Source organism: Geodermatophilus sp. SYSU D00705 (assembly GCF_054050135.1).
The window spans coordinates 89,994-101,588 of sequence record NZ_JBJGYT010000001.1; the positions used below are offsets into that span (position 1 = coordinate 89,994).

Below are 11,595 nucleotides of genomic sequence, written 5' to 3' on the forward strand. Positions count from 1 at the left end.
GTGCGGTCCTGGCCGCTCACGGCAGTGGGTGCCGAAGCCGGCTGCCCACCGGCCGTGGGGCGCACGTGCCGCCGCGGCTTCTCGGTCAGATGACCGAGATGGGGGCCTGCGCCTCGGAGCTCTGCTCGGTGGCTGAGTCGGCGGCGCGAACGGAGGCCGTGACGGAGATCCCGTCCATGCCGAGGCGGTCCAGTTCGGCGAGCACGGCGGTTGCGACTGCTGCGGGTGTGTGCCCGCTCAGCGCGATCAGCTCGCGCAGCACCGGCGCCTCCTGCCCGGGGGACGCCAAGTGACGCGCGGCCCGGACACGCGCCGCCGCGGAGGGCCGGCGAGCCGCCCGATCCTTCGGCGTCAGGCCGTCCTCGAGCTGCGCCGCCACCGTCGCGATCTCGTCCGTCAGGTCCTTCATCGTGTAGCAGAGGTCCAGGCCCAGCGCCCAGTCCAGCGACGTGACCGCCCGCAGGTTCTCGTAGTCGTCGTTGGACTCAGCGTCGACGACTTCCTCCAGGGCCAGGATGCGGACCTTGCCGTTGGCCAGGTCCTGGGTCAGGTAGTCGTGCGGGGGGTTGCTGGCGTACGTCATGTCGGTCTCCACAGGTCAGCAACGCGCCGCGGCCCCACGGGACGCGGCACGATCGGTCGTTGTCTGAGGCGGCCTCAGCGGGACGTCCACCGGCAGTGCGGCTGCCAGAGGGGAATCCGAACGACTGGGGCGGTGGGTGGTGCACCTCCGGTACGGCCGGAGCAGCGGGCCACCGGTTGTGATGTTAGCGGTCTCGATGCTGGGTGCCATCACACGACCGGGTGAACGAGGCGGGCAGCATCCGGGCTTCTCGGATGCTCGTTACCGCTGCCTGCTCTCCCATCGACCCGACGGGGGAGTCAGTCCCGGAGCGCTGCCCGTCGACTTCGCCGTAGCGCAACGGGCGGTGGATGCTCCCGCGGCACCCTGACCCACGCGGTGGCGGCCGGGCGCGGCGGAGCGGGGTGATGGCGCCCGGAGGGTGAGGGTGCGGTTCGCGGGAAGCATGGGAGCGATGGGGCGGTGTCGGCGTCGCGGTCACCGGCGTCGACGGTGCCGCCTGTCACCGTGGCGGCCGTGACCTTCCAGTTCCGTAACGGCCGGGCGGGCCGGTAGGTGGCCGCACGGCAGCAGGCGAAGTCAGGTAACGGCGTCTACGTGCTTCTCGTGGTCGTGCTCACCGCCCTGTACCAGTTCTTCGGCCCGGACGGGGCGGGGCCCGAAAAGCCGGAGCCGGTCGCGGTGGTCGTGCCGGACCTCGCCGGTGTGCAGCTCGACGTGGCCGACGCGCAGCTGCGCGAGCTCGGCCACCGCGACTACTTCGACGACGGGGAGCCCATAGTCCACGACCTGTCCCCGCGGGAGCGGGTCGAGTACGCGTCGACGGGCTCGGAGTGGACGGTGGTCACCACGCGGCCGGCCGCCGGGCAGACGTGGGCGGTCGGCGACCCCATCTACCTCTTCGCGTTGCAGACCACGGAGTACCAGTGGTTCGGCGCGCATCCGGTGATGCCACCGCTGCCGTCGGACGTGGCCGTCGCCGACCTGACCGCGCAGGGGCAACTCCTGTTCGAGGTGGAGGACCTAGTCGACTTCGCCCACGCTCCCGGGCACGAGCCGCCGCATCCGTCCTTCCTGGGGTCGTTCCAGCAGCCGATACCTGGATTGCTCGACGACCCGTCGCTGGAGCCGCCGGCCGAACAGGCCGCACGCGCCGAGCTCGCGTCTGCGTCGCCGTACACCGACGCGCCGCTGATCGGGTCGGTGCCGGCGACGGGAGCGCCGCTGCGGATGGGACAGATGCTCTTCGTGACCGTGGGGGACGAGCCGCAGACGGAGTACTCCAGCGGTGGCAGTAGCGGAGGCCAGTACGGGTACGGGTACGGGTACGGCGATGGCGACGACGACTTCAACGTGCCGGGATGGGCGTGCCCGACGCGCTTCTGCTGACCTTGCCCACCAGCCGGGGGGCATTTCGGCGCTTCTCGTCGGCAACTTCGACGCGCGCAGGGTCGACCTTCACCGGTAGAGCCCCCGCGGTGCAGGAAGGCTCGTCCAGGAGCTTCTCCCCCGATCTTCGGGCAGCCGCAGCCCGGGGACGGGACGATTCCTCCATCGCCGCGGCGCGTCGTGGGCGTCTGCCCGTTCAGGCGTGGCACCCTCGGCCTGAACTGCTGGCTGAGGGCCGAGTTCGACACCCGTTCCGCAAGGAGTCGAACCGTGCTCAGGCACCGGCGCCCCACCTGTTCCCATGCCCGTTCCCACGCAGGTCTCTCCGCTCGGGGGCGGGCGGCTCTCGCGACTGCCGCTGGCCTGCTGCTGGCCTGCGGCGTGCGGGCCGGGCGAAGCCTGAGATGCCGGCCACCGGCAGTGGTGGTCACCGTGTCGCCCGGCTGTGTTCGTGCCGCCCGGCCGGGGATGGCGATTCGGACCGCGGGTACGCGAGGACGCGACACTAACGCGGGCCGCGTTGAACCATCCCGACTCGTGAACGGATACGTGGATCAGACAGGCCAGCTCCGGCGACGACGGAGCCCCGTGGAACAGCGCGCCCTGGAGCACCAGGTGCAGTCGGACGTGCTGCGGCGGAGCCGCGAGCGGGCCGCGCTCGCGGAGCAGCGTCGGCGTCGCCGCCGCAGTGTCGTCGTTGCCCTCCTCGCCGTAGGCCTCGTGCTGGTAGTGGCCGCAGCGCTGTTGGGTGGATCGCTGGGCTGGGTGGGTGTGGCCGTGGCGGCGGCCGCTGAGCTCATCGGTGCGGCCTCCGACGGGTGGGGCCTCTCGGACCGGCTCCGCCGACGGCAGTAGGCCGGGTGCCCGCCGCGCGGGGGCCGGGTCGGTGGCCGGCGTGACATGGCCTGCGTCCACCTCGGTCCGCCCGGCTTCGTACACGAGCACCGGGTAAAGAGGTGAAGAGGTGAAGGCGGTGTAAGGGCGGTCGGCTGTCGCCGGTGGTCCCGGCGCATCGTCCCCTGATGGCTGCCGGGTCCCAGATCGTCGGCACCGTCGCTGTCCGACGGGCGTGCGAGCCTCACGGCGCAGGACGAGGCGACCGGGAACACCCGGGGAAGGAACGGCGGGCATGGACACACTCCGCGGGCCGGCGGCAGCTCCGGACACAGGACGCCGGTCGGCCGGACACAGCAGGCCGTGGAGGCCGCTGCCATCGACCGCGACCGCCGCCGAGGGCCGCGCGTACCCCGGCACGACGGACGATGGCGCGCCCGCCCTCCTCCGCGACGCATCCATGCTGGTCAGGAAGGCATGGACCGCCGCGGGGCAGGCCCTCGGCGGAGGCCGTACGGCACCCGGTACACTCGTTCCTGTGCCGCTCACGCGGTGCCGCACCCGTAGCTCAACGGATAGAGCATCTGACTACGGATCAGAAGGTTAGGGGTTCGAATCCCTTCGGGTGCACGTCTGGTTGAGACAGCACCGCGGCCCCGCCCTCACCGAGGACGGGGCCGCGATGTGTTGGTGGCCCTGGTCGCGGGCTGCGGCGTCCCACCGGGACCTCCCCCGCGGATGCTCGTGCTCTGCCCATCACCGTGGGCAGAGCACGAGCATCCGCGGAGGTACCCGGTCGCCGGGCGGTGCGGGTCACCCGGTCCGGACGGGCAGGTGGACGACGGTCCGCGGCTGCTCGACGTCCGGGCTCGGCCAGCCAGCGCTCGCCGCGGGCGTAGGCCTCCGCCACCCCGGCGTGGGGGCCGCGGTGCAGGACGCGCACCGCCGGCCCGCCCGGCAACTCGGTGGGGACGACCCGGCCGGCCGCGGTCACCGGTCCGGTCACGGGGAACCCGGCCTCGACGTCGACACCGGTGTCGGTCATGAGGTAGCAGGCGAAGGGCGGGCCGGCAGGGGTGTGCCCCTGGCGGGAGATGGCCGCGAGGGTCTCCTCGAACGCCGCGCCGAGGAACTCCGGCAGCGCCTCCTCGGCGACGTGCCCGCGCACCACCGTGGCCGGCTGCTGCTGCAGCCTGACCTCCTCGACCTGCTGCGTGCTCACCGGTCGCCGTCCGCGGGCAGTGGCGCGAAGGCCGACGCCGGGTGCGGGGTGCGGGCGTGCTCGGCCTGACGCTTCACCGCCACCAGCGTGGCGCGCTGCAGCTGCCGGACGAACGGGCGCAGCAGCAGCCAGTACGCCCCGAAGCGGCGCCGGGCCGTCGCATCGGTGGTCACCGTGCGGCACTCGTAGGTGAGCAGAGTGCGCCCCGCGCCGTGCGGGTGGAGGGAGAAGGCGGCGACGGTCTTGGCGTAGCCCGGGCGGTCGAAGCCGGCGAACTCCTCCGGGCGCAGGCGCACGATCCCGTAGTCGCGCTGCCAGAACCGGCCGACCAGTCCGACGAGGAACTCCACCCCGGGCGCCTCGCGCAGCGACACCCAGCCGCCCTCCTCGCCCGCCGTGGTGTCGCGGATGCGGAATCCCGGCCGGCGGGTGAGCTCGCGACTGCGCAGCACGTTGGGCAGGTCCCGGACGCCGACCATGAGCCGGGTCAGGGGGTTGTCCATCAAGTCGGCGTCCAGCAGGGCCTCGTAGGTCTCCCGCGGTCCGGCGTTCACGACGATGTGCTGCACGACGTTGGTGTCGAAGTGCGGCATCACCTCGTCGATGCGCAGCGAGGCAGGCGTGACGGTGACCGGCGGTGCGTCCAGGTCGGTCATGGGGCCACCGAAGCGCCGGGCGCCGGGGCGCGGACAGGGCCTCCCGGCCCGGCGGACCGGGTCGTGGGGCTCCGCCGTGCCGACCGGCGGAGGCGCGGCTCGCGGGGGTGCGGGTCATGATGCCGGGGACACGGCAGCGGCGGGGGAGGGCATGGCGGATCCCGAGCACCTGCTGGAGCGCCCCGCCCGGCCGCCGGCCGGTCTCCGGCAGGTGGCCCGCGACCTCGGGGCCGTCTACGCCGCCAACGGCCTCATCGGCTTCGTCTTCGCCGCCACCGGCCCGGTCGCCGTCATCCTCGCCGTCGGCGGCGCGGGCGGGCTCAGCCGCGACCAGTTGGCGTCCTGGCTGTTCGGGTGCTTCGCCCTCAACGGCGTCCTCACCGTGCTGGCCTGCTGGCTGTACCGGCAGCCGCTGTCGTTCTTCTGGACCATCCCTGGCACCGTCCTGGTCGGCCCGGCGCTGACGCACCTGTCCTGGCCGGAGGTGGTCGGCGCGTTCGTCGCCACCGGGCTGCTGATCGTCGTCCTCGGCCTCACCGGCTGGGTGCGGCGGCTCATGGCGGTCATCCCGATGCCGATCGTGATGGCGATGGTCGCCGGGGTCTTCCTGCGCTTCGGCTTGGACCTGGTGCACGCGCTGCAGGACGATCTCGCCCTCGCCGGGCCGATGGTGTTCACCTTCCTGGTGGTCAGCGCCCTGCCCGGGCTGGCTCGGGTGGTGCCGCCGCTGCTCGCCGTCCTCGCCGTGGGGGCGGTCGCGGTGGCCGTCTCCGGCCGGTTCGACCCCGGTCCGGAGGCCACCTCGTGGGTGGCCGCGCCGGTGTTCCAGGCCCCGGCGTGGTCGGTGCAGGCGCTGCTGGAGCTGGTCGTCCCGCTGGCGATCACCGTCATCGTCGTCCAGAACGGGCAGGGCGTCGCCGTCCTGCGGGCGGCCGGGCACACCCCGCCGGTCACCGTCATCACCGTCGCCTGCGGCGTCTGGTCGCTGCTGACCGCCGCCGTCGGAAGCGTCTCCACCTGCTTGACCGGCCCCACCAACGCGCTGCTGTCGGCCTCCGGGGAGCGGTCGCGGCACTACACGGCCGGCGTCGTCTGCGGGCTGCTGGCCGTCGTCTTCGGCGTGCTCGCGCCGCTGGCCACCGACCTGCTGCTGGGCACGCCGGCGGCGTTCGTGGCCACCCTCGCCGGCCTGGCCATGCTCCGGGTGCTGCAGGCCTCCTTCGTCACCGCGTTCGCGGGCCGGCTGACGCTGGGCGCGCTGGTCACCTTCCTGGTGACCGTCGCCGACGTGACCCTGCTGAACATCGGCTCGGCGTTCTGGGGCCTGGTCGCCGGCGGCGCCGTCGCGGTGCTGCTCGAGCGGGGGGACCTGCGGCAGGCCGCCGCCTGAGCAGGACGCGGACGCTCGAGTTGCGGTCAGGACCGATCCCCTGTAGAGGAGTGCCGCTACAGTTCCGGTGTGCGCGCGACCCGGTGCCCTCGGTGACCGGGACGCCGGACCAGGAGCTGCTGCGGCGCGACGCGATCCTCGACGCCGCGCGCTCGGCCACCGAACGTCTCCTCGGGGCGGACGACGGGTGGCGCCGCCACCTGCCGGAGATCCTCGGGGCGTTCGGGCGGGCCGCGGAGGTCAGCCGGGTGTTCGTCGCCGACCACGTGCTCGACGACCAGGGACGACTGTGCAGCCGGAGCATCGGCGAGTGGGACGCCCCCGGGATCCCCGTCGCCGGGAACGACCCGCAGCTGCAGGCCATGCCGTACGAGCCCGACTTCGGCCGGTGGCTCGACCTGCTCGGCCGCGGCGAGATCGTCTCCGGCGCCGTCCGCGACTTCCCCCAGGCGGAGCGCGCGCTGTTCGAGCCGCAGGGCGTGATCTCGACCGTCGTCGTCCCCGTGTTCGTGGAGGGCGAGTTCTGGGGGCACGTCGGCTTCGACGAGTGCACCGCCGAGCGCACCTGGTCGGCCGCCGAGCAGGCCGCGCTGCGCACCGCGGCCGCGATCATCGGCCTCGCCGTCCGGCTGGACCGCACCCGCGCGGCGCTGCGGGCCGAGGAGGGCGAGCGCGCGCAGGCCATGGCGCTGCTGGAACGGCGGGTCACCGCCCTCGGCCGGGTCGCCGGGAGCCTCACCGTCGACCAGCCGCTGGAGGTGACCGCCGGCGACGTCGTCCGCGTCCTCGTCGAGGCCGGTGCCGGTGTGGCCGCCGCGCTGCACGTCGTCGACGCGACCGGCCGGCTGGCCGTCCTCGCGACGCACGGCCTGCCCGAGGGGTACGAGGAGGGTCTGCAGGCCACGTGGGCGGCCGGCGCCGACCTGCCGACGACGGCCGCGCTGCGCAACCAGGAGCTGCTGCTCACCCGGGACGCCCCGGCCCGCAAGCTCGCCGACCCGCTCGCCGCGCCGCTGCACCGCTACCTGGACGGCGTGCCGTGGGACACCGTGCTCTCCCTCCCGCTGGACTCCCTCGGCCGCAGCCTCGGTGCCCTGCACCTCTACCGGCCGCCCGGTCCCGACCCCGAGGCCGACGAGCTGGCGTTCCTGCGCGCGGTCGCCGACCAGACCGCCGTCGCCGTGGAGAACGCGCGGCTGCTCGCCGACGGCCGCCGGGCCGCCGCGCTGCTGGAGCGCCAGCGTCTGGCCCGGGACCTGCACGACTCGGTCTCCCAGGCGCTGTTCTCCATGACCCTGCACGCACGCACCGCCCAGCTGGCGATGGCCCGGCTCGGCCTGCCCGACGACGGCCCGCTCGGTCGCACCGTCGGCCAGTTGCGCGAGCTGACCCAGGGCGCGCTGGCCGAGATGCGGGCGCTGATCTTCGAGCTGCGCCCCGGCGCGCTGGCCGAGGAGGGGCTGGTCGCCGCGGTCACCAAGCAGGCCGCCGCGCTCGGGGCCCGCGAGGGGCTGCCGATCCTCGTCAGCGGCCCGTCGGAGCGGCCGGTGCTGGCGCCCGAGACCGAGGAGCACCTGTACCGGATCGTGCTCGAGGCGCTGCACAACACCGTCAAGCACGCGCGCGCCGGCGCGGCCGGGGTGACCGTCACCGCTGACGACGGCCTCACCGTCGAGGTCGCCGACGACGGCGTGGGCTTCGACCCCGGCACGCGGCGCGCCGGCTCCCTCGGGCTGGGCACCATGCGCGACCGTGCCGCCGCCATCGGCGCCGACCTCGTCCTCGACAGCGCCCCCGGCCGGGGCACGCGCGTCACCGTCCGACTGCCAGGAGGCAGGCCGTGAGCATCCGGGTGTTCCTCGTCGACGACCACCGGGTGGTCCGCGACGGCATGCGCGCGTTCTTCGCGCTCGTCGACGACATCGAGGTCGTCGGCGAGGCCCCCGACGGGCGGGCCGCGCTCGACCGGCTCGCCGTCCTCGAGCCCACCGGGGAGCTGCCCGACGTCGTCCTCATGGACCTGCTGATGCCCGCGCTCGACGGCATCGCCGCCACCCGCGAGGTCAAGCGGCGCTGGCCGTCGGTGGAGGTGGTCGCGGTGACCAGCTTCCTGGAGGAGGCGCAGGTCCGGGCCGCGCTGGAGGTGGGCGCGAGCGGCTACCTGCTCAAGGACGCCGAGGCCGACGACGTCGCCGCCGCCGTCCGCGCCGCCGCCCGTGGGGACGTGCACCTGGCCCCCGCCGTCGCCCGTGAGCTGACCGCGGCCCTCCGCACGCCGCAGGTCGGGGCGGTCACCCTCACCCCGCGCGAGCGGGAGGTGCTGGCGCTCATCGCCGACGGCCGGACCAACCGGGAGATCGCCGCGCACCTGCAGGTCACCGAGCGCACCGCCCGCACCCACGTGAGCAACATCCTCGCCAAGCTCGGCCTGGCCTCCCGCACGCAGGCGGCGATGTACGCCGTCCGCGAGGGGCTGGTACGTCATCCGGCCGAGTCCGTCGGCGGGATGACGCAGCCGGAGTCCGGCCTCCTGCCGCATCCGCGCCGCGCGCCGCGCGGTCAGGCTCTCTCCCCGGGCGGGCTCCCGCCCCGCTGAGGACTGCCGGAGGAGGACGTGTGCCCGTCGGTCCCCTCTGGCTGCTGGTGGCCGACGACGACCCGCGGGTGCGCGCGGCGCTGACCGCGGCACTGTCGGAGGTCGGCGGCCTGGCGCTGCTCGCCGTCTGCGGGTCCGCGGCGGAGCTGAGGCGCTGCCTGGCCTGCGCACGCCCCGACGTGGTGCTCCTCGACGTCCACCTGCCCGACGCCGGCACCGGGCTGGCCCTGCTGGAGGAGCTCGCCTCCGCCGCGGTGCCCGCGGTCGCCATGAGCGCCGCCGGCAGCGTCCGCAGACGGGCGCTCGTCGCCGGCGCCGCCGCCTTCGTGGAGAAGGACGGCGCGCTCGACGGGCTGGTCGCCGCCCTGCTCGCCGCCGGCACGGGCGGGGTGTCGGGCTGGCCCGACACCCCGCAGGCCAGCTGGCGGGATGGGCTGCCGGCCGCCTGACCAGCAGATTCGACCACCGTGCGAGACCGACAGGAGACGAGAGTGGACGGACGCGGCAACCTCGCCGCCCGGATGGGCCGGTGGAGCGCTCGGCACCGGAGGACGGCGGTCGCCGGCTGGCTGGCCTTCGTGCTCGCCGCCGTCGTCCTCGGCGGGATGCTGCCCTCGGGTGAGCTGACCCGCGCCGAGCAGATGGTCGGCGCCCCGGCCGAGGCCCAGCGCATCCTCGACCGCAACGGGTGGACCGAGCCGGCCTCGGAGATGGTGCTCGTCCAGCGGGCGGACGGCGTCCCCGAGGCCGCCGCCACCGCCGCGCTCACCGACCTCGTCGCGGGGCTCGACGCCACCCCCGAGGTGACGAACCTGGTCAGCCCGCTGGACGGTGCCCCGTTGACCTCGGCCGACGGGCGCTCGGCGCTGGTCACCTTCGACATCGCCGGCGACCCGGCGACCGCCGCCGACCGGATCGGGCCCGTCCAGGACGCCGTCGCCGCCGTCGCCGCCGACCACGACGACGTCCGGGTCGAGCAGTTCGGCGGCACCAGCGCCGACCTGGCCCTCGACGCGGCTCTCGACGCGGACTTCGAGCGGGCCGAGTACCTGTCGATCCCGATCATCCTGGCGGTGCTGCTGCTCACCTTCGGCGCGCTCGTCGCCGCCGTCCTCCCGCTGGTCTTCGCGCTGACCGCGTTCGCCGGCGCACTGGGCCTCCTCGGCTTCGCCAGCCAGCTGTGGCACGTCGACGGCAACGCCCAGACCGTCATGCTGCTCATCGGCCTGGCCGTCGGCGTGGACTACTCGCTGTTCTACCTCAAGCGCGAGCGGGAGGAGCGGTCCCGCGGGCTGTCCGCCGAGGCCGCGCTGGACGTCGCCGCGGCCACCTCGGGCCGGTCGGTGCTGATCTCCGGCATCACCGTCATGGTGGCGATGGCCGGCATGTTCCTCACCGGGTTCGCGGTGTTCACCGGCATGGCGGTCGCGACCATCCTCGTCGTCCTCACCTCGGTGCTGGGGTCGCTGACCGTGCTGCCGGCGCTCATGAGCTGGCTGGGGGACCGCGTGGAGAAGGGCCGGCTGCCGTTCCTGCGCCGCCGGCGGGCCGCCGCCGAGGGCCGGTTCTGGCCCGCCGTGCTCGGCGTCGTGCTGCGCCGCCCACTCGTGGCGGCGGTGGTCTCCGGCGGGCTGCTGGTCGGCCTCGCCGTCCCCGCGTCCGGGCTGTCGCTGCGCAACGAGGGCATTCCCGACCTGCCGCAGGAACTCGCCGTCATCCAGACGTACGAGCGCATCGCCGAGGCGTTCCCGGGCGGCTCCGACCCGGCCGAGGTGGTGATCGAGGCCGATGACGTGACCACGCCCGCGGTGCAGGCCGCGATCGCCGACCTGCGGACGGCGGCGCTGGCCACCGGGCGGATGAGCGAGCCGATCACCGTGCAGGCCAACGACGCGGGCACCGTCGCCGTCGTCTCCGTGCCGCTGGCCGGGGACGGCGAGGAGCAGGCCTCCCGCGACGCGCTGGCCGCCCTCGCCGACGACGTCGTCCCCTCCACCGTGGGCGCGCTGCACGACGTCACCGTGGTGACCTCCGGCAGCACCGCCTACTCGGTGGCGTTCGAGGAGCTCATGGCCGACCGGACGCCGTGGGTGTTCGGGTTCGTGCTGGTGCTCGCGTTCCTGCTGCTGCTCGTGTCGTTCCGCTCGGTGGTGGCCGCGGCGACCGCGATCGTGCTCAACCTGCTGTCGGTGGCGGCGGCCTACGGCTCACTGGTGCTGGTCTTCCAGGAGGGCTGGGGCGCCGGCCTCATCGGGCTGGACGCTACCGGGCCGATCGTCAACTGGATCCCGCTGTTCCTCTTCGTGATCCTCTTCGGCCTGTCGATGGACTACCACGTCTTCATCCTCAGCCGGATCCGCGAGGGCCACGACCGCGGCCTGCCCACCCGGGAGGCGGTCCGGACCGGGATCACCTCGTCGGCCGGGGTGGTCACCAGCGCCGCCGGGATCATGGTCCTGGTCTTCGCCTGCTTCGTCGCGCTGTCGATGACGTCGATGAAGCAGATCGGGCTGGGCCTGGCGGTCGCGGTGCTGCTCGACGCGACCCTGGTGCGGGCGGTGCTGCTCCCGGCGGTCATGCGGCTGCTCGGCGAGGCCAACTGGTACCTGCCGCGGTGGCTGGCCTGGCTGCCGCGCCTGGAGCACGAGCCGGCCGCCGTCCCGGCGCCGCCCCTGCCGGCCCCGCGGCCGGCACCCGAGGAGGCCACCGCCCTGACTGGCAGCTGATCCCGCCACGAGATCGCCGATCTCGCGCGCTCCGGGCGGCGGAACGCCACGACATCGCCGATCTCGCGCGCTCCGGCGTCGAAACCGCGCCAGATCGCCGATCTCGCGCGGTCGAGGCCTCACGACCGGTGCCGGACTACGTCAAACCGCCGAGCCCGGGCCCGGCCACCGAGCCGATGTGCCCGCCTCCCGGCGCGCC

10 protein-coding genes and 1 tRNA gene are annotated in these 11,595 nt (G+C 74.4%); 8 read left to right on the forward strand and 3 right to left on the reverse strand.

Going from position 1 to position 11,595, the window contains the following annotated elements; all coding sequences use genetic code 11:
- Positions 1–85: 85 nt before the first annotated feature.
- Positions 86–583 (reverse strand): hypothetical protein, encoded by a 498-nt coding sequence (locus tag ACI78Q_RS00345; protein ID WP_456921296.1) that lies wholly within the window; start codon positions 581–583, stop codon positions 86–88.
- A gap of 555 nt (positions 584–1,138) precedes the next feature.
- Between ACI78Q_RS00345 and ACI78Q_RS00350 the strand changes: the two genes are divergently transcribed.
- From ACI78Q_RS00350 to ACI78Q_RS00360, 3 genes are all read left to right on the forward strand, one after another.
- Positions 1,139–1,972: a PASTA domain-containing protein gene (locus ACI78Q_RS00350; protein ID WP_456921297.1), complete on the forward strand. Its 834-nt coding sequence runs from the start codon at positions 1,139–1,141 to the stop codon at positions 1,970–1,972.
- A 588-nt stretch (positions 1,973–2,560) separates the two neighbouring features.
- On the forward strand, positions 2,561–2,827 hold the full coding sequence (locus ACI78Q_RS00355) for a hypothetical protein (protein WP_456921298.1): 267 nt from the start codon (positions 2,561–2,563) through the stop codon (positions 2,825–2,827).
- Between the two features lie 536 nt (positions 2,828–3,363).
- A tRNA-Arg gene (locus ACI78Q_RS00360) sits at positions 3,364–3,436 on the forward strand.
- Here ACI78Q_RS00360 and ACI78Q_RS00365 read toward each other — a convergent pair.
- Complete coding sequence (locus tag ACI78Q_RS00365; RefSeq protein WP_456921300.1) at positions 3,402–4,028, reverse strand: GyrI-like domain-containing protein; 627 nt, start codon at positions 4,026–4,028, stop codon at positions 3,402–3,404. The genes ACI78Q_RS00360 and ACI78Q_RS00365 overlap by 35 nt on opposite strands.
- Positions 4,025–4,684, reverse strand: coding sequence for a hypothetical protein (locus tag ACI78Q_RS00370; RefSeq protein WP_456921302.1), 660 nt, complete (start codon positions 4,682–4,684; stop codon positions 4,025–4,027). Before ACI78Q_RS00370 ends, ACI78Q_RS00365 begins: the two co-directional genes overlap by 4 nt.
- A gap of 151 nt (positions 4,685–4,835) precedes the next feature.
- Between ACI78Q_RS00370 and ACI78Q_RS00375 the strand changes: the two genes are divergently transcribed.
- The 5 genes from ACI78Q_RS00375 to ACI78Q_RS00395 all read left to right on the forward strand — a co-directional run bounded on the left by ACI78Q_RS00375 (position 4,836) and on the right by ACI78Q_RS00395 (position 11,396).
- Positions 4,836–6,074 (forward strand): benzoate/H(+) symporter BenE family transporter, encoded by a 1,239-nt coding sequence (locus ACI78Q_RS00375; protein WP_456921303.1) that lies wholly within the window; start codon positions 4,836–4,838, stop codon positions 6,072–6,074.
- A gap of 92 nt (positions 6,075–6,166) precedes the next feature.
- A complete protein-coding gene (locus tag ACI78Q_RS00380) occupies positions 6,167–7,918 on the forward strand; it encodes a histidine kinase (protein WP_456921305.1) in 1,752 nt (583 codons plus the stop codon).
- Positions 7,915–8,670: a response regulator gene (locus ACI78Q_RS00385; RefSeq protein ID WP_456921306.1), complete on the forward strand. Its 756-nt coding sequence runs from the start codon at positions 7,915–7,917 to the stop codon at positions 8,668–8,670. The genes ACI78Q_RS00380 and ACI78Q_RS00385 overlap by 4 nt, the downstream gene beginning before the upstream one ends.
- A 20-nt stretch (positions 8,671–8,690) precedes the next feature.
- The gene (locus ACI78Q_RS00390; RefSeq protein WP_456921307.1) at positions 8,691–9,119 is read left to right on the forward strand and encodes a response regulator; all 429 of its coding nucleotides are present in this window, start codon (positions 8,691–8,693) and stop codon (positions 9,117–9,119) included.
- 42 nt (positions 9,120–9,161) lie between these two features.
- Positions 9,162–11,396, forward strand: coding sequence for an MMPL family transporter (locus ACI78Q_RS00395; RefSeq protein WP_456921308.1), 2,235 nt, complete (start codon positions 9,162–9,164; stop codon positions 11,394–11,396).
- Positions 11,397–11,595: the final 199 nt, after the last annotated feature.

Excerpts from the sequence above, each read along its gene's own strand:
- ACI78Q_RS00345 (WP_456921296.1), bottom strand. The coding sequence starts at position 583 with ATGACGTACGCCAGCAACCCCCCGCACGACTACCTGACCCAGGACCTG.
- ACI78Q_RS00370 (WP_456921302.1), bottom strand. The coding sequence starts at position 4,684 with ATGACCGACCTGGACGCACCGCCGGTCACCGTCACGCCTGCCTCGCTG.
- ACI78Q_RS00375 (WP_456921303.1), top strand. The coding sequence starts at position 4,836 with ATGGCGGATCCCGAGCACCTGCTGGAGCGCCCCGCCCGGCCGCCGGCC.